Below are 16,281 nucleotides of genomic sequence, written 5' to 3' on the forward strand. Positions count from 1 at the left end.
GGAAGATCCCGTGAGCACGACGCAGACCTCCCCCATCCTCGACGGCACCGAGTCCGGTGCCCGGATCCTCCCGCATTGGATCGATGGTGCCGCGCACACCTCCACGAGTGGGCGGACCGCGCCCGTGTACAACCCGGCGACCGGTGCCGTCCAGTCACACGTGGCGCTGGCGGACCAGGCCGAGATCGATGAGGCGATCGCCTCCGCGCAGCGCGGCTACGACGTGTGGAGCCGCTATTCGATCGCGAAGCGGCAGACCGTGCTGTTCGCATTCCGCGAGCTGCTCAACTCCCGGAAGCAGGAGCTCGCCGAGATCATCACCGCGGAGCACGGCAAGGTCGTCTCGGATGCGATGGGCGAGATCCTCCGCGGGCAGGAGGTCGTGGAGCTCGCGACCGGGTTCCCGCACCTGATCAAGGGCGCGTTCAGTGAGAACGCGTCGACCGGCATCGACGTGTACTCCCTCAAGCAGCCCCTCGGTGTGGTGGGTGTCATCTCGCCGTTCAACTTCCCCGCCATGGTCCCGATGTGGTTCTTCCCGATCGCGATCGCGGCCGGCAACGCGGTGATCCTCAAGCCGTCCGAGAAGGACCCGTCCGCCGCCCTGTGGCTCGCGCGGGTCTGGCAGGAAGCGGGCCTCCCCGACGGTGTCTTCACCGTGCTGCAGGGGGACAAGCTCGCGGTCGACGGACTCCTCACGAGCCCGGTCGTCCAGTCCATCTCGTTCGTCGGGTCGACGCCGATCGCGCAGTACATCTACGAGACCGCATCGAAGCACGGCAAGCGGGTCCAGGCCCTCGGCGGGGCCAAGAACCACATGCTGGTCCTCCCGGACGCCGACCTCGACCTCGTCGCCGACCAGGCCGTCAACGCCGGCTACGGCGCGGCGGGCGAGCGCTGCATGGCGATCTCGGTCGTGCTCGCAGTGGAGCCGGTCGCCGACGAACTGATCGAGAAGATCACCGACCGCATCGCCCGTCTGCGGATCGGCAACGGCGCGGGCGACGCGAACGGCGAGCCCGACATGGGGCCGCTGATCACCGATGTGCACCGCGACAAGGTGTCCTCCTACGTCGACATCGCCGAGGCGGACGGCGCGAAGATCGTCGTCGACGGACGCGGGCTCGTGGTCGACGGGCATGAAGACGGATTCTGGTTCGGTCCCACCCTGATCGACGACATTCCGACGACGTCCCGTGCCTACCAGGAGGAGATCTTCGGACCCGTCCTCTCGGTCGTGCGTGTGCAGTCCTACGACGAAGGCGTCGAGCTGATCAACTCCGGCCGGTTCGGCAACGGCACGGCCATCTTCACGAACGACGGAGGAGCGGCCCGCCGGTTCCAGAACGAGGTGCAGGTCGGCATGATCGGCATCAACGTCCCGATCCCGGTTCCCGTCGCCTACCACTCGTTCGGCGGCTGGAAGCAGTCCCTCTTCGGTGATGCCAAGGCCTACGGTGTGCACGGCTTCGGCTTCTTCACGCGCGAGAAGGCCATCACCAGCCGCTGGCTCGATCCGGCCACGCACGGCGGCCTGAATCTCGGCTTCCCGCAGAACGATTGATGACGACGGATGCTGCAGCCCGGCATGATCGCTTCAAGGCTGCGGCATCCGAACTCCACACGAGAGAGACACATGAGCACCACGGACCAGCGCTGGTTCCACCGGCGAGGAACCCTCGGCCACGACGGCTGGGAGAGCGTCGTCGACGAGCAGACCCCGGGCTGGGCACACACGGGGATCCGGGTCGCCGAGATGCGCTCCGGTGACTCGCTGAACCTGTCGGGTACCGGCGTCGAGCGCATCGTGGTGCCGCTCGCAGGCTCGTTCGACGTCGTCCACACCGCGGCGGGATCGACCAGCTCCACCCATCTCACGGGCCGTGCCTCCGTCTTCGACGGTCCGACGGATGTGCTCTACCTCTCGTCCGATTCCACGGCGCAGCTGACGGGCGAAGGCCGGGTCGCCGTCGCGACGTCGCCGACCACCGTCGTGGAGCCGAGCCGGCACATCTCCTCCGCCGAGATCCCTGTCGAACTGCGGGGTGCCGGCGCCTCGAGTCGTCAGGTGCACAACTTCGGAACGCCGCAGGCGCTCGACACCGCGCGCCTCATCGTCTGCGAGGTCATCACCCCCGCCGAGAACTGGTCGTCGTACCCTCCGCACAAGCACGACGAGCATGTGCCCGGCCAGGAATCCCGTCTCGAGGAGATCTACTATTTCGAAGCCGCTCCCGTGGCGGGGTCGGCGGCCTCCGCATCGTCGGCATTCGGGATGTTCAGCGCCTACTCCTCGCCGGCCGGCGAGATCGAGATCGATGCGATGGTGCGCTCGGGAGACATCGCGCTCGTGCCGTTCGGCTACCACGGCCCCGCCGCCGCGGCGCCGGGGTACGACCTCTACTACCTCAACGTGATGGCGGGACCCGACCCCGAACGGGAATGGCTCATCAGCGACGACCCCGCCCACGCATGGGTGCGCGACACCTGGACGGAGCAGCGGGTAGACCCTCGACTGCCCTTCGCACACAACCCGGAAGGCACACACTGATGGCGGCGACGAAGCGGATGACGGTCAGCCAGGCTCTCGTTGAGTTCCTCGGCCATCAATGGACGGTCGACGGCGAAATCCGCGAGCGCACGATCCCCGGCATGTTCGGCATCTTCGGCCACGGCAACGTCGCGGGCATCGGCCAAGCCCTCAAGCAGGTGAACGTCGAGCAGCCCGACCTCATGCCGTACTACCAGGCACGGAACGAGCAGGCGATGGTGCATCAATCCGTCGGCTTCGCCCGGATGCATCGACGTCGCGCCACGCTCGCCTCGGCAGCCTCCGTCGGACCCGGTGCTGCGAACATGTTGACGGGCGCCGCGTTGGCGACGACGAACCGGCTCCCGGCACTGCTCCTGCCCAGCGACACCTTCGCGACGCGCGTCGCCGATCCGGTGCTGCAGCAGCTCGAGCAGCCCTGGGACATCGGGCTCACGGTCAACGATGCCTTCCGGCCGCTCTCCAAGTTCTTCGACCGCGTCCAGCGTCCCGAGCAGCTCTACTCGATCGCTCTCGCCGCGATGCGCGTGCTCACCGATCCGGTCGAGACGGGTGCCGTCACGATCGCACTCCCCGAAGATGTGCAGGCCGAAGCGATCGACGTGCCGATCGCCTTCCTCCAAGACCGTGAATGGCACGTTCGCCGCCCGCGCCCCGAACACGCTCCGCTCGCCCGCGCCGTCGCGGCGATTCGCCGGGCCAAGCGGCCGATCATCGTCGCCGGCGGAGGGGTGATCTACTCGGGCGCCGAGGACCGGCTGCGGGCGCTGGTCGAAGCCACCGGCATCCCCGTCGGCACGTCGCAGGCCGGCGGCGGAGTGCTCGCGTGGGATCACCCGCAGAACCTCGGCGGCATCGGCGCCACCGGAACACTGGCCGCCAATCGACTCGCGGCCGAGGCCGACCTCGTCATCGGCATCGGCACGCGCTACAGCGACTTCACCACCGCGTCGCGCACGGCGTTCCGGAACCCCGATGTCGTGTTCGTCAACATCAACGTCGCCTCGTTCGACGCATACAAGCACGGTACGCAGCTTCCTGTCATCGCTGACGCGGCAGAGGCACTGGCCGAACTCTCGATCGAGCTCGACGGTCATCGGATCTCAGCGGAGTACGCCGAACGCATCGCGCAGGAGAAGGCGGGCTGGGACGCGCTCGTCGACGAGGCCTTCGCACCCAGCGGACTGTCCGTGCCCGGTCAGCCCGAGATCATCGGCGCCGTCCAGTCGGCGAGTGCGCCGAAGGATGTGATCGTGCAGGCCGCCGGATCGCTCCCCGGAGACCTGCACAAGCTGTGGCGCGTGCGGGATCCGCTCGGCTATCACGTGGAGTACGCCTTCTCCTGCATGGGATACGAGATCGCCGGCGGGCTGGGGGTCAAGCGCGGGCTGCTCGCCGACGGCGACGATCGCGACGTCATCGTCATGGTGGGCGACGGCTCGTATCTGATGCTCAACACCGAGCTGGTGACCGCGGTCGCGGAAGGCATCAAGATCATCGTCGTGCTCATCCAGAACCACGGCTTCGCCTCGATCGGGCATCTGTCCGAGACGGTCGGGTCTGAGCGGTTCGGCACGTTGTACCGCGAGTACGACGCCTCCGCACGGAACTTCCAGGGTGAGACGAAGCTCCCTGTCGATCTCGCGATGAACGCGCGCAGCTACGGTGTCGACGTCGTGGAGATCGCGCCGGGCCCCGACGCGATCAGCGCCCTCTCGGCCGCGATCACGGCGGCGAAGGCATCCGACAATGCGACCGTCATCCACATCGAGAGTGATCCCCGCGTGTACGCGCCGGGCGGGGAGGGCTGGTGGGACGTCCCGGTCCCCGAGGTCTCGACGCTTCCGTCGACGCAGCGGGCGCGCGCCGACTACGAGCGGTCGCGAGTCGCGCAGCGTCCGCTGCTCGGAGAGGAGGAGGGCGAATGAAGGCGACCGTCGCGGGAGCCCCGGTGAGCTTCGGTGTGTTCGAGATGACCCCGGAGGGCTCCGAGACCATCGAGCCGGACGACATGCTCGAGATCCTCGCCGGTGCCGGCTACCAGGGGGTCGATCTGGGGCCGCTGGGTTACTTCGGGCGCTCGGCGCACCTGCGCTCACGCTTGGAGGGCCACGGTCTCGACCTCGCAGGCGGCTGGGTGCAGCTGCCGCTCTCGGACGACGACGCCTTCGAGGCGGCGCTGCCCGAACTGGAGGATGCCCTGCGGGTGTTCGCCGACGCGGCGGAGCGCGGACCTGCGCGGCTGCCGCTTCCGACCCTCGCGGACGACGGCTCAGCCACGCGCCGGGCCTCTCCCGGCCGCGGAGCCGAGGTCGATCCGCTCACCGAGATCGCGTGGGAGCGCCTGATCGCCAACACGGAACGCGCCGCCGCGCTGGTCCGAGCAGCAGGGCTCGAGCCGACGTTCCACCACCACGCCGGCACCTTCGTCGAATCCCCCGACGAGATCGACCGGTTCCTGGCGAACGTCGACATCGACCTGACGCTCGACACGGGCCACCTGTTCATCGCGGGGGGCGACCCGCTCGAGGCGGTGTCGCGCTGGGGCGACCGCATCAATCACCTTCATCTCAAGGATGTGGATCTCGCGGTGCTGCGCGGTGTCCTCGCCGCCGGCGGCGGGATGCCGGAGGTATGGTCCTCCGGTGCGTTCGTGGCCTTCGGCGCGGGCGACATCGATCTCGCCGCCGTGATGGATGCGGTCGACCGGCGAGGATTCGACGGGTGGATCGTGGTGGAGCAGGACGTGCTGAACGGGCCGGACATCTCCCTCGCCGACTTCCGCGCCGCTCGCGCCGCCGACCAGGTCCGCAACCGCGCCGTCCTGCGCTCCTGGGCCTGACCCTTCATCCGCCCTCCTCCCCTCACGACAAGGAATCCCGATGACTCGTACACCCCTCCGCTTCGGTTTGATCGGCACCGGTCGCATCGGCCAGGTCCACGCGGCGAGCATCGCCGCCGACTCCGAAGCGGTCCTCAGCTGGGTCGCCGATCCGTTCGTCGACGGCGCTCGGCGTGTGGCCGAGCTGTACGGCGGCACGGCGACCGACGACGCCGATGAGCTCTTCGCCTCGGGCGGCGTCGACGCCGTCCTGGTCGCCTCGCCGACGCCGACGCACGTCGACCTGATCGCTCAGGCCGTGGATGCCGGCATCCCGGTGCTCTGCGAGAAGCCGATCGATCTCGACATCGCGCGGGTCGATGCGCTGCGCCCGAAGGTCGCGGCTGCCGGTGTGCCGGTGGCGCTGGGCTTCAACCGTCGCTTCGATCCCTCGTTCGCCAGTGCGCGGGCTCGCGTCGCCGCCGGCGAGATCGGCGCGCTGGAGCAGCTCACGATCGTGAGCCGCGACCCTTCCGCTCCGCCGGCGGCGTATGTGGGCGTCTCGGGAGGGATCTTCCGCGACATGACCATCCATGACTTCGACATGGCGCGCTTCTTCCTCCCCGAGATCGTGGAGGTGTCGGCGGTGGGCACGACGACGTTCGACGACGGCGCTCGTGAGCACGGCGACTTCGACACGGCGGTGACGACGCTGCGTGCGGCATCCGGTGCGATCGTGACGATCATCAACTCCCGGCACAGCTCGGTCGGCTACGACCAGCGGATCGAGGCCTTCGGCGGACGGGGCGTGCTGCAGGTGGCGAACGCCCCGTCGAGTCTGGTGAGCCTCTCGACCGCCGACGCGGTCGAGGCGAAGCCGCCGTATGAGCAGTTCTTCCTCGAGCGGTATGCCGTGGCGTATGCGGCCGAGCTGCGCGAATTCATCAAGCTCGCGCGGGGGGAGGCGTCCACGAGCCCGACGTTCGAGGACGGCCGTGCGGCGCTCGTGCTCGCGGATGCGGCACAGCGCTCGGCCACCGACCGTGTCGTCGTGCCCGTGACTCTGGATCGACCGGAGACGCCGTGACGGTGCCCGGCTCGTTCCGACTCGCCGCATCGGCCGAGATGCTCTTCACGGAGCTTCCCTTCGTCGACCGGGTGCGACGGCTGCACGACCTCGATTTCGAGGTGGAGATCTGGGACTGGAGCACGAAGGATCTGCCGGCTCTCGCGGCGACCGGGGCCGTCTTCTCCTCGATGACGGGCTATCTGCGCGGTGACCTGACGACGGAGGACGGAATCGCGGAGCTCCTGAGCACAGCGGAGGAGTCGCTGCGCAGGGCCGATGTCATCGATTCGCCGCGGCTGAATCTGCACGGGACCGGATTGGACCCGAACGGTCTCCCGCTGCGCCCGCGGGAGACCCCGACCGGGAGCGACTGGATCGCGGCGGCCGACACTCTCGCCAGGCTCGCCGAGCTCGCACGCCGAGCGGGGCGCGTGTTCACCCTCGAGAATCTGAACACGGCCGTCGACCATCCGGGAACGCCGTTCGCTCGGGCGGCCGACACGCTCGCGCTCGTCCGCGCCGTCGATTCGCCGGCGCTGCGACTCAATCTCGACCTCTACCACGCGCAGATCGGCGAGGGGAACCTCATCGAGCTCGTCCGCACGGCGCTGCCCTGGATCGGCGAGATCCAGGTCGCCGATGTGCCAGGTCGCTGCGAGCCCGGCACCGGGGAGATCCGCTACGAGGCGATCGCCGCGGTGCTGCGCGACCTCGGGTACGACGGCGTCGTGGGGCTCGAAGCCTGGGCGGCGTCCGACTCCGAGGTCGCGCTCCGCGCCTTCCGGCAGGCGTTCGTCGTCTGACCGGCGGGTCGGTGGCGGGCGACCCGCCACCGACCCCTCACGCGTCGTAGGTCGTAGCTCCGTCCACGGCGGTCACCGGAGTCCAGGAGCCGGATGCCGAGCTGCGCACGGCCGAGTCCACGATCTCCGCCGCCGACCAGGCGTCGGCCGCGGACGGCGCGAGCTGTCGGCCCGCCAGCACCGACCGCAGGAACAGCGACGCCTCGATCGTCTTCAGGTCGTCGAAGCCCATGCCGGTCCCTGCGCCCGGCTGGAAGTTCGCGAAGTCCCCGTACCCTGGCCCGACCATGATCGTGCGGTAGCCGGAGGTGTCGTCGGCGAGCTGGAGCTCGTTGAGACGCTGGAAGTCCCACCGCAGCGAACCCTCGGTGCCGTAGACCTCGAGCCGGTATTCCGCGCGCGGTCCGATCGCGACGCGACTCGACTCGAGCACGCCGACCGCCCCGGAGTCGAATCGCGCCAGGAGGGCGGCGTAGTCCTCGTTCTCGACGTCGCCCCGCGGACCGCCGCTCGCGCCCTTGCTGAAGTGGCTGGCCGCCCCCGATGCGGGCAGAGGGCGCTCACGGATGAAGGTCTCGGTCATCCCGCTGACGGAGGAGATGCGGCCGACGACGTACTGGGCCAGATCGGCGCCGTGCGACAGGAGGTCGCCCAGCACTCCCGTTCCGGCTCGCTCGCGCTGGAACCGCCAGGTGAGGGCGCCGTCAGGGTCGGCCGAGTAGTCGGCGATGAGCGCGACCCGCACGTTCGTGATGGTGCCCAGAGCTCCTTCGCGCACGAGCTTCCTCGCGTGCGCGACAGCGGGTGCGTGGCGGTAGTTGAAGCCGACGGCGGTGATCAGCCCGGCCTGCGCCGCTCCCTGAGCGATCTCGCGCGACTCGTGCACGCCTCGTCCCATCGGCTTCTCGATCCAGAACGGCTTGCCGGCGGCGATCGCGGCCATGGCGATCTCGTGATGCAGGAAGTTCGGCGAGCAGATGGAGACCACGTCGACATCGTCTCGATCAAGCACGTGCCGATAGTCGGACACCGCGTCGCGGTAGCCGATGATCTCGGTGGCGTGGGCGCGGCCTGCCTCATCGGGATCCGCAGCGACGACGAGCTCGGCGGTCGCCGGCAGATCGGGGTAGTGGCGGGGCGCTGCCAGATACGCGCGGGAATGGAGGCGTCCCATCCATCCGACGGAGATGAGCCCCACACCGATGTGTGCCCTGCTGGTCATGGCTGTCCTTTCAGCGAGATCGTGGGTCCATCCTAGTCATTGACAGAATGTCTTGACAAACATTCCTCCCCGATGTCAGAATCTCCCCGACACCGACGTCACGGGATGCGATCAGTCGATGTCGACAGCGTCCTCATCGAAAGGGAACTCACATGAACAAGCGCCTTCTCGGCGGGCTCGGCCTCGCGGTCTCCGCGGTCCTGCTGCTCACGGCCTGCTCGGGCACCGGCCAGGAATCCACCGAAGGAAACGGCGGTGGGACGGGGGATACGGAGTCGAAAGGCTTCACCTACGCTGTCGTGACCCACTCCGCCGCGGGCGACGCGTTCTGGGACCGCGTCAAGTCCGGCGCGGAGCAGGCAGGCAGCGACTACGGGGTCGAAGTCACTTACAACTCCGACCCCGACCCGGCGAAGCAGTCGCAGCTCATCGACAACGCGATCGCGCAGGACGTGGACGGGATCGTCGTCTCGATGGCGAACCCGGACGGCGTCAAGGCCAGTGTGGAAAGGGCCGTCGAGGCCGGGATCCCGGTCGTCACGATCAACTCGGGTCTGGAGAAGTTCCAGGAGTTCGGCGCCATCACCCACATCGGCCAGAGCGAGTCGATCGCGGGTGCCGCCGTCGGGGAACGGCTCGGTGAAGAGGGTGCGACCAAGGCGCTCTGCGTCATCCAGGAGGCGGGGAACATCGGTCTCGAGGAACGCTGCGCGGCCGCGGCCGGCGCGTTCAGCGGCTCGATGGAGAACCTTCAGGTCGACGGCACGAACGACGCAGAGGTCAAGGCGACGATCAAGTCGAAGCTCCAGGCGGACCCCTCGATCGATGCCGTGCTGACGCTGGGCGGCCAGTATGCGATCGATGCGGTCGGTGCTGTGGACGAGTCCGGCAGCGCCGCGACCGTCGCGACCTTCGACCTCTCCGAAGACGTCGTCAGTGCCATCGAGGCGGGCAGCATCCTGTTCGCGGTCGATCAGCAGCCCTACGTGCAGGGATTCCTCGGAGTGACGGCGCTCTACCTGAAGAGCCTGAACGGCAACGACATCGGCGGCGGTCAGCCGGTGTACTCCGGCCCGGCATTCGTCACCAAGGACAACGCGGCCGAGGTCGCCGAGTTCGCGAAGAACGGCACGCGCTGATCATCTCGCCGGAACCGGGGGCGCAGCCTCCGGTTCCGGCACTGGAAAGGAGTCGACGATGACCACGACGGACATAGTGACGGTCGCCACGCGACCACGGTTGGAGCGCCGGCCGATCCGGCGTCTGCTGGCCCGGCCAGAGATCGGTGCCCTCGTGGCCGCGTTGGCGGTGATGATCTTCTTCTCGGTGTACACGAGCACGTTCATGACCCTGGCGGGTGCCGGCGTATGGCTCGAGTCGGCGTCGACGTTCGGCATCATGGCCGTGGCCATCGCGCTCCTCATGATCGGCGGCGAGTTCGATCTCTCCGCGGGTGTGATGACGGGGTTCACCGCCCTCATCGTCGGCGTCCTGACCACGCACTACGGCCTCAACATCTGGGTCGCCGCCGTGGTGTCTCTCGCGGCGGCGCTGGCCATCGGTGCGCTCAACGGCTATCTCGTCATGAAGACGGGTCTGCCGAGCTTCATCATCACTCTGGGGACGTTCTTCGTGCTCGCCGGCATCGACCTCGCCGTGACGAAGCTCATCACAGGTCAGGTGGCCATCCAGGGCATGACCGATGTGCCGCACTACGAGACGATCCAGCCGCTGTTCGGCTCGTCGATCCGCATCGGCGACGGCACCTTCTACATCTCCGTGCTGTGGTGGTTCGTCGTCACTGCACTGGCGACCTGGGTCCTCCTGCGCATGCGCGCCGGGAACTGGATCTTCGCCGTCGGCGGAGCACTGAACTCGTCGCGTCAGGTGGGTGTGCCGGTGCTCAAGACCAAGATCGGCCTCTTCATGGTCACCGCAGGAGCCGCCTGGCTCGTCGGGATGATCTCGTTGTTCCGCACGTCGACGGTGCAGGCCAACACGGGAGTCGGCCAGGAGTTCATCTACATCATCTGCGCCGTCGTCGGCGGATGCCTGATGACCGGTGGATTCGGATCGGCCATCGGTGCGGCGCTGGGGGCGCTCATCTACGGCATGGTCTTCCAGGGCATCACGTTCGCGCAGTGGGACACCAACTGGCTCCGCACATTCCTCGGCGCGATGCTCCTCCTCGCCGTCTTCCTCAACCATTGGGTGCGTCTTCGAGCGGGAGGAACGAAATGACCACGTCTGGGGTGGCGACGGTCCCGGTCGTCGAAGTCAGGAACGTCGGCAAGAGCTACGGCGCGATCAATGCGCTCAGCGGCGTCTCGACGACGGTGAACGCCGGTCAGGTGACGTGCGTCCTCGGCGACAACGGCGCCGGCAAGTCGACCTTCATCAAGATGCTCGCCGGTGCTCATACGCCGAGCGAGGGCGAGATGCTCCTGGACGGGGAGCCGGTCAGCTTCGCCTCGCCGAGAGCGGCGCTGGATGCGGGAATCGCCACGGTGTACCAGGATCTCGCCGTCGTCCCGCTGATGCCGGTGTGGCGGAACTTCTTCCTCGGGTCCGAACTCACGAAGGGGTTCGGTCCGCTCCGTCGGCTCGATGTGAAGCGCATGAAGGAGGTCACGTACACCGAGCTCTCGAACATGGGGATCGATCTGCGGGACGTCGACCAGCCGATCGGAACGTTGTCCGGCGGAGAGCGCCAGTGCGTGGCCATCGCTCGCGCGGTCTACTTCGGTGCACGGGTGCTGATCCTCGACGAGCCGACAGCGGCGCTCGGTGTGAAGCAGTCCGGCGTCGTGCTGAAGTACATCGCGAGGTCTCGCGACCGAGGACTCGGTGTGGTGTTCATCACCCACAATCCGCATCATGCCTTCCCCGTGGGTGATCGCTTCCTGCTGCTCAACCGCGGCACGAGCATGGGGAACTACGAGAAGTCGGAGATCACCCTGTCGGAGCTCACGAGCCTCATGGCAGGCGGCGCCGAGCTCGATTCCCTGGCGCACGAGCTCGAGCAGACGCTCGGTGCCGACTCCGCGGTCGCGCGGGAGATGGGAAAAGAGGCCGACGACCTGCCCGATCATCTGCGGGACACCGACGTGGCTCGCGGCTGAGCGGGAGCTCGGCGGACATCGCATCGACGGTGACTCAGAGAGCGCGCGTTCGCTCGTCGGGGCGAGGTCGGTCAGCGCCGCACGCCCACGTACACCGTGTTCGACGAGACCCCGCCGGTGAGGCGGTTGTCGAAGTCGACGACGTGCGCGCGGCTGTCGTCGAAGATCGCGCCCAGCGTGTTCAGGAACTCCTCGTCGGGCGGATCATCGGACCACAGGGCGAAGACGCCATGGTCGGCGAGGTGCCGGGCGAGCGCGGTGAGCCCCGCCTCGGTGTAGAGGTCGGCGTGCGACGGGTCGAGCGTGTGGCGCGGCGAGTGGTCGACGTCGAGCAGGATCGCATCGTGACGGCGGGCATCGGCATCCGGCTCCTGGCGCATGACCGCGAAGAAGTCGTCGTGGGTCAGCGTCGTCCGAGAATCGTCCACGAGCTGCGCCGACACCGGCAGCAGCTTCCGCTCGTGCCATCCGATCACCGCGGGGAGCGCGTCGATCACCTCGAGTCGCGCCACCCGGGCATCGGCCAACGCGGTCACCGCCGTGTACCCGAGGCCCAGCCCGCCGACGAGCACGTTCAGGTGGTCACCCGTCGCGGCGGCGAGCCCCAGCGTCGCGAGTTCCTCCTCGGCCACCGTGAAGAGGCTCGACATGAGGTACTCGTCCTCGAGCTTGACCTCGTAGATCATCTCGCTGGTCGCCGGGTCCGCGCGACGGCGGAGCATGAGCTCGCCCATACGCGTCCTCTGCCAGTCCAGCTCTTCGTATCGTGCGATCATCGCGGAGCCTCTCGTCGGCAGACGTCCCACCCTACGCGCCCGCCGCCTCGACTGATCCGGCCCCGCGCCGTGGAGCCGGTGGCAGACTGAGCGCATGCCGGTCTACTGGGTCAATACCTTCACGAGCATCCGTGATCCGGAGCGTCTCCGTCTGTACGTCGATCTCGCCGGTCCGGCGATGCTCGCCGGGGGAGGGCGTTTCATCGCTCGCGGAGAGCCACTCGCCGTGCTCGAGGGCGAGTCGGCACTGCGCACGACCATCATCGAGTTCCCCGACCTGGAAGCCGCTGTCGCGGCGTATCACTCGGACGCCTATCAGCAGGCGCTGCGCACCCTCGGAGACGCGGCGACCAGGGAGATCCGCGTGATCGACGCGGCACCGCCCGCCGAGTAGCGCTACGCCACCTGCTCGAGCAACGACTTCGCCACCCGTCGCGCCGCGGGGAACGGGTTCGGGAAGGTCTCCATCCCGACGGTGACGATGGCGCCCTCGTAGAGCAGCATCAGTGCTTCTGCCATCGCTCGTGCGTCCGGCACTCCGGCCTCCTGGCAGAGATCTTCGAAGACGTCGAGAAGCCACACCTTCTGGCGCGCCACCTCGGGGAAGACCGGGTGCCCGTCGTGCCCGTCGCCGATCTCGGCGCGGGCGTTGATGGCGCTGCACCCCTTGGAGCTGTTGTCGTCGGACCACGACTCGGCGGCATCGAAGATCGTCAGGATCCGCTCCACGCCTGGTGCCGGTACGCGCGCGAGATTCGCTGCCACGTGGTCGCGCCATCGCGCGTCGCGGTGCTGGAGGTAGGCGACGACCAGCGTCTCCTTCGAGCCGAATCGGTCGTAGAGGGTCTTCTTCGTGACGCCGGCGGCCTCCGCGATCGTATCGACCCCGACCGCATGGATGCCGCGTTCGTAGAAGAGATGCGACGCGGCATCGAGCACCCGGCGTGCGCCGGGGGTCAGCGGGGCGAGTTCCGGGACCGGCTGCTTCATGCCTCGAGTATACCAACCTGTATAGTCGAGGGATGAGTAAACAGATCGGTATAGTATCTGCCTTCCTCACGGTCGCGGCAGCCACGGCCTTCGTGGTCACCTGGAGCTCCGGGTTCCTCATCGCGGCGATCGCGACCGTCGACGCCGCGCCGGTGACGCTGCTCGTCTGGCGCTTCGTGCCTCTGGCGGGCGTCCTGCTCATCGTCGCCTTCGCCACGGGGGCCTTCCGCGACACCACGGTGTCCGACCTCCGCTGGCAGGGAGCCGTCGGCCTGTTCGCGCAGTTCGGCTACTGCACGGCGACCTATGCCGCGCTCGCCGCCGGCATCGCGACGGGAACGGTCGCGCTGATCGACGCCGTGCAGCCTCTCGTGATCGCCCTGCTCGTCGGTCCTCTCCTCGGCCTGCACGTGCGCGGCATCCAGTGGATCGGACTGATCCTCGGGGCCGTCGGCGTCGTGTTCGTCGTGCAGTCGCAGCTCGGCCAGTCCGACGCGCATCCGCTCGTGTACCTCCTTCTCGCCGTCGCGATGGCGTGCCTGATCGCCGGCACGATCATCCAGCGTCGGCGCGACCCGAGGACCGCTGTGCTCCCGACCCTGGCGATCCACGCCGCGGTGTCAGCGGTCGCGCTCGTGGTGCTCGCCGCCGCGACGGGCACCCTCCTGCCGCCCGCTTCGGCATCCTTCTGGGTGGCGACCGCGCTCGCCGCGGCGTTCCCGACGCTCGCGGCGTACGGGCTCTACTGGTGGCTGCTGCGCCGTATCGGCATCACGGCGCTCAACGCGCTGCTCTTCCTCATCGCCCCGTTCACCGCGGTGGCCGGAGCTGTCCTCCTCGGAGAGACGCTGACCGTCGTGACGTTGCTCGGCTTCCTGCTCTGCGGTCTGGGTGTCGGGATGGTGCTCGCTTCGGAGGCGCGCGCAGGCCGAGAGCGGACGCCCCGGTCAGAGGCGGAGCACGCCCTCGCCCACGATGATCCCCGTTCCGGAGATCGTCACCACGGCACCGTCGACCTGCAGGCCGATGCGGCTCGGGCGGCCGAGGGCCGTGCCCTGCTCCACCGTGATCGGAGTGCCCTCGTGTGCGAGTCCGTCGCGCACGAGGAGTGCGGCGAGCGGACCCGCGGCCGTGCCGGTCGCGGGGTCCTCGACGATCCCCACGGTCGGATTGAAGAACCGTGCGTAGGCGTCGAGCCCTGATCCCGGCTCGACGGCGGTCGTGTAGAGGTAGCAGCCTTCGGCGCCGACGTCGGCCAGGAACTCGCGCAGGCCCGCGGTGTCGGGCTGGGCCGTATCGACGGCATCCGGGTTCCGCGCGGGGACGAGCAGATGCTCGGCACCCGTGGAGACGACCTGCGCCGCGCGATCGTCGCTGAGGTCGGTCGCATCGAGCCCGAGGACCGCGGCGAGGGCGCCCCGTCGCTCGCCGGTGACCGCCGTCAGGAATCGAGGCTCCGACTGCTGCATCGTGACGACCGCTCGGCCCGCGCCATCGCGCGTGGCGCTGACCGGGAGCAGTTCGTCGCCGATCTGCTGCACGTACCGCCCACCGTTCTCATCCAGCCGACCGGATGCCGCCAGCCACAGCCACGCGCCCATCGCGTTGTGCCCCGCGCCGAGCACTTCGAAGCCGCCGGGGGTGAAGGACCGCAGGCGATGATCCGCGCCGGGCAGCGTCGGACGCACGAGGAAGGTCGTCTCCGACTGGTTGAACTCGCGAGCGATGGCCTGCATCGTCTCGGCCGTCAGCGCGTCGGCGTCCGGGACGAGCGCGAGAGGGTTCCCGGCGAGAGGGGCGGTTGCGAAGACGTCCACCCAGAAGAAGGGCACGTTCATAGGTCGTCCTCCGGCCGTCGCGGTGTGTCCTCCCCATGCTAGGAATCCCGAGGCGGTGCGTCTACGCGCCGGATGCCTCCCGCTGATCATGCAGGTTGAACACCTCGACGAGCGGGGTGGCGGCCTGGTCGGCGCGGCCCTCGAGTCCGACGAAGAACTCGGCCATCGAGGCCTCCCACTTCGCGGCGACGGGTGATGCCGCGAGGTAGGCGCGGGCGGCCTCGTCGTCGTCGGTCTCGTAGTAGCCGAAGAGCCGGCCGCCCTCACCGAGGAAGATCGAGTAGTTGCGGCGTCCGGACGCGGCGATCTCCGCGAGCATCTCCGGCCAGACCGGAGTGTGCCGGGCGACGTACTCGTCGATCATCCCCGGGGCGATCTGCAGCTGGAACGCGACTCGTATGGTCATCCGTCCACCATAGTGAAACGTCTCACGAAGTCCGTGTCGTCGGATGCTGCGCGTGCTCACTCGCCGGCGCGCGCCGCGAGTTCGTCGGCGATGCGGGCGACCGCGTTCTGCGCCTCTGTCAGGCGTGAGGCCTCGGCGTCGAGATCTGACCGGAGCGGCGCCGGGGCGTCGTGCTTCCGGGCGATCTGCAGGTTCGCGCGCAGGTTGATCGTCGCGCCGGCGAGACCGGCGCGCAGGGCTTCCGCTGCGACCGCGAGATCCGCCTGCAGGTGCGGATTCCCGATCTCGGTGAGAACGCGCACCTCGGGCAGCAGTCGGATGCCGATGGCCCCGAGACGCGTCGACGAGTCGGCCGCCTCGAGCGCGGCATCCCGCACGCGACGGCTCCTCTCGGGGTCGTCCGCCGGCAGTGCCAGTGCGGCGCCGAAGCCTGCCGAGAGGATGCCGTCGGCCTCGGCGGCGTCCAGAGCCTCCTCGCGCATGCGGGCGAGCCGGCCGGCGCACTCCGTCGCGCGGGGATCATCCGGCGTGTACTCCGCGACCATGCGCAGAAGCGACGCGGCGATCCCCAGCATCACCCCCGCCGCCGCGCCCCCGCCGGGCGCCCCGTTCGGCTGACCGAGCTGCGCCAGCCACCCGTCCAGAGGGGTGGACGTCGGCACGTCGGCGTCGTGATCCATGCG

Annotated in this window: 16 protein-coding genes and 1 pseudogene; 11 read left to right on the forward strand and 6 right to left on the reverse strand. The window is 68.8% G+C overall.

Annotation, left to right across the window (positions count from 1 at the left end):
* Positions 1 to 10 precede the first annotated feature (10 nt).
* The 6 genes from DC434_RS00965 to DC434_RS00990 all read left to right on the forward strand — a co-directional run bounded on the left by DC434_RS00965 (position 11) and on the right by DC434_RS00990 (position 7,244).
* Positions 11 to 1,564 carry a CoA-acylating methylmalonate-semialdehyde dehydrogenase gene (locus DC434_RS00965; RefSeq protein ID WP_207769863.1) on the forward strand — a complete coding sequence of 518 codons (1,554 nt, stop codon included), beginning with the start codon at positions 11 to 13 and terminating at the stop codon, positions 1,562 to 1,564.
* Between the two features lie 72 nt (positions 1,565 to 1,636).
* Positions 1,637 to 2,551 carry a 5-deoxy-glucuronate isomerase gene (gene iolB / locus DC434_RS00970; RefSeq protein WP_116633409.1) on the forward strand — a complete coding sequence of 305 codons (915 nt, stop codon included), beginning with the start codon at positions 1,637 to 1,639 and terminating at the stop codon, positions 2,549 to 2,551.
* Entirely contained in the window at positions 2,551 to 4,479 is a 1,929-nt protein-coding gene (gene iolD / locus DC434_RS00975; protein ID WP_116633410.1) for a 3D-(3,5/4)-trihydroxycyclohexane-1,2-dione acylhydrolase (decyclizing), read from the forward strand. The genes iolB and iolD overlap by 1 nt, the downstream gene beginning before the upstream one ends.
* Complete coding sequence (locus DC434_RS00980) at positions 4,476 to 5,393, forward strand: sugar phosphate isomerase/epimerase (protein ID WP_116633411.1); 918 nt, start codon at positions 4,476 to 4,478, stop codon at positions 5,391 to 5,393. The genes iolD and DC434_RS00980 overlap by 4 nt, the downstream gene beginning before the upstream one ends.
* A 40-nt stretch (positions 5,394 to 5,433) precedes the next feature.
* Positions 5,434 to 6,459 carry an inositol 2-dehydrogenase gene (gene iolG, locus DC434_RS00985; RefSeq protein WP_116633412.1) on the forward strand — a complete coding sequence of 342 codons (1,026 nt, stop codon included), beginning with the start codon at positions 5,434 to 5,436 and terminating at the stop codon, positions 6,457 to 6,459.
* Positions 6,460 to 6,497: 38 nt separating this feature from the next.
* Positions 6,498 to 7,244, forward strand: a complete 747-nt coding sequence (locus tag DC434_RS00990; protein ID WP_116633980.1) for a TIM barrel protein — start codon at positions 6,498 to 6,500, stop codon at positions 7,242 to 7,244.
* A gap of 37 nt (positions 7,245 to 7,281) precedes the next feature.
* Here DC434_RS00990 and DC434_RS00995 read toward each other — a convergent pair whose 3' ends face one another.
* Positions 7,282 to 8,466 carry a Gfo/Idh/MocA family oxidoreductase gene (locus DC434_RS00995; RefSeq protein ID WP_116633413.1) on the reverse strand — a complete coding sequence of 395 codons (1,185 nt, stop codon included), beginning with the start codon at positions 8,464 to 8,466 and terminating at the stop codon, positions 7,282 to 7,284.
* Between the two features lie 152 nt (positions 8,467 to 8,618).
* Between DC434_RS00995 and DC434_RS01000 the strand changes: the two genes are divergently transcribed.
* Genes DC434_RS01000 through DC434_RS01010 form a run of 3 tightly spaced genes read left to right on the forward strand, consistent with a single transcriptional unit; the run spans position 8,619 to position 11,588 of the window.
* On the forward strand, positions 8,619 to 9,605 hold the full coding sequence (locus DC434_RS01000; RefSeq protein ID WP_116633414.1) for a sugar ABC transporter substrate-binding protein: 987 nt from the start codon (positions 8,619 to 8,621) through the stop codon (positions 9,603 to 9,605).
* Positions 9,606 to 9,663: 58 nt separating this feature from the next.
* Complete coding sequence (locus DC434_RS01005; protein ID WP_116633415.1) at positions 9,664 to 10,707, forward strand: ABC transporter permease; 1,044 nt, start codon at positions 9,664 to 9,666, stop codon at positions 10,705 to 10,707.
* Positions 10,704 to 11,588, forward strand: coding sequence for an ATP-binding cassette domain-containing protein (locus tag DC434_RS01010; RefSeq protein WP_116633416.1), 885 nt, complete (start codon positions 10,704 to 10,706; stop codon positions 11,586 to 11,588). The genes DC434_RS01005 and DC434_RS01010 overlap by 4 nt, the downstream gene beginning before the upstream one ends.
* A 71-nt stretch (positions 11,589 to 11,659) precedes the next feature.
* Here DC434_RS01010 and DC434_RS01015 read toward each other — a convergent pair whose 3' ends face one another.
* Positions 11,660 to 12,364 (reverse strand): spermidine synthase, encoded by a 705-nt coding sequence (locus tag DC434_RS01015; RefSeq protein ID WP_116633417.1) that lies wholly within the window; start codon positions 12,362 to 12,364, stop codon positions 11,660 to 11,662.
* Positions 12,365 to 12,458: 94 nt separating this feature from the next.
* On the opposite strand from DC434_RS01015, the gene DC434_RS01020 reads away from it, so the two are divergent.
* The gene (locus DC434_RS01020; RefSeq protein ID WP_116633418.1) at positions 12,459 to 12,758 is read left to right on the forward strand and encodes a DUF1330 domain-containing protein; all 300 of its coding nucleotides are present in this window, start codon (positions 12,459 to 12,461) and stop codon (positions 12,756 to 12,758) included.
* 2 nt (positions 12,759 to 12,760) lie between these two features.
* Here the strand turns inward: DC434_RS01020 and DC434_RS01025 are convergent, their stop codons facing one another.
* Complete coding sequence (locus tag DC434_RS01025) at positions 12,761 to 13,354, reverse strand: TetR/AcrR family transcriptional regulator (protein ID WP_116633419.1); 594 nt, start codon at positions 13,352 to 13,354, stop codon at positions 12,761 to 12,763.
* A 32-nt stretch (positions 13,355 to 13,386) separates the two neighbouring features.
* Here DC434_RS01025 and DC434_RS01030 point away from each other — a divergent pair.
* Positions 13,387 to 14,250: pseudogene (locus DC434_RS01030) on the forward strand (DMT family transporter); the annotation flags it as partial.
* A 51-nt stretch (positions 14,251 to 14,301) separates the two neighbouring features.
* On the opposite strand, the gene DC434_RS01035 reads toward DC434_RS01030, so the two are convergent.
* From DC434_RS01035 to DC434_RS01045, 3 genes are all read right to left on the reverse strand, one after another.
* Positions 14,302 to 15,192, reverse strand: coding sequence for a PhzF family phenazine biosynthesis protein (locus DC434_RS01035; RefSeq protein WP_116633420.1), 891 nt, complete (start codon positions 15,190 to 15,192; stop codon positions 14,302 to 14,304).
* 61 nt (positions 15,193 to 15,253) lie between these two features.
* On the reverse strand, positions 15,254 to 15,598 hold the full coding sequence (locus DC434_RS01040; RefSeq protein WP_116633421.1) for an L-rhamnose mutarotase: 345 nt from the start codon (positions 15,596 to 15,598) through the stop codon (positions 15,254 to 15,256).
* A 56-nt stretch (positions 15,599 to 15,654) separates the two neighbouring features.
* Positions 15,655 to 16,278, reverse strand: a complete 624-nt coding sequence (locus DC434_RS01045; protein WP_116633422.1) for a cyclodeaminase/cyclohydrolase family protein — start codon at positions 16,276 to 16,278, stop codon at positions 15,655 to 15,657.
* Positions 16,279 to 16,281: the final 3 nt, after the last annotated feature.

The organism is Microbacterium sp. TPD7012, from assembly GCF_003075395.1.
Lineage (GTDB): Bacteria > Actinomycetota > Actinomycetes > Actinomycetales > Microbacteriaceae > Microbacterium.

Bases quoted from the DNA above. Each gene is read 5' to 3' on its own strand.
- iolD (WP_116633410.1), top strand. From the start codon at position 2,551: ATGGCGGCGACGAAGCGGATGACGGTCAGCCAGGCTCTCGTTGAGTTC.
- DC434_RS01045 (WP_116633422.1), bottom strand. From the start codon at position 16,278: ATGGATCACGACGCCGACGTGCCGACGTCCACCCCTCTGGACGGGTGG.
- DC434_RS01025 (WP_116633419.1), bottom strand. From the start codon at position 13,354: ATGAAGCAGCCGGTCCCGGAACTCGCCCCGCTGACCCCCGGCGCACGC.
- DC434_RS01035 (WP_116633420.1), bottom strand. From the start codon at position 15,192: ATGAACGTGCCCTTCTTCTGGGTGGACGTCTTCGCAACCGCCCCTCTC.
- DC434_RS01040 (WP_116633421.1), bottom strand. From the start codon at position 15,598: ATGACCATACGAGTCGCGTTCCAGCTGCAGATCGCCCCGGGGATGATC.
- DC434_RS00995 (WP_116633413.1), bottom strand. From the start codon at position 8,466: ATGACCAGCAGGGCACACATCGGTGTGGGGCTCATCTCCGTCGGATGG.
- DC434_RS00980 (WP_116633411.1), top strand. From the start codon at position 4,476: ATGAAGGCGACCGTCGCGGGAGCCCCGGTGAGCTTCGGTGTGTTCGAG.
- DC434_RS01005 (WP_116633415.1), top strand. From the start codon at position 9,664: ATGACCACGACGGACATAGTGACGGTCGCCACGCGACCACGGTTGGAG.
- iolB (WP_116633409.1), top strand. From the start codon at position 1,637: ATGAGCACCACGGACCAGCGCTGGTTCCACCGGCGAGGAACCCTCGGC.
- iolG (WP_116633412.1), top strand. From the start codon at position 5,434: ATGACTCGTACACCCCTCCGCTTCGGTTTGATCGGCACCGGTCGCATC.
- DC434_RS00990 (WP_116633980.1), top strand. From the start codon at position 6,498: ATGCTCTTCACGGAGCTTCCCTTCGTCGACCGGGTGCGACGGCTGCAC.
- DC434_RS01010 (WP_116633416.1), top strand. From the start codon at position 10,704: ATGACCACGTCTGGGGTGGCGACGGTCCCGGTCGTCGAAGTCAGGAAC.
- DC434_RS01020 (WP_116633418.1), top strand. From the start codon at position 12,459: ATGCCGGTCTACTGGGTCAATACCTTCACGAGCATCCGTGATCCGGAG.
- DC434_RS01000 (WP_116633414.1), top strand. From the start codon at position 8,619: ATGAACAAGCGCCTTCTCGGCGGGCTCGGCCTCGCGGTCTCCGCGGTC.
- DC434_RS01015 (WP_116633417.1), bottom strand. From the start codon at position 12,364: ATGATCGCACGATACGAAGAGCTGGACTGGCAGAGGACGCGTATGGGC.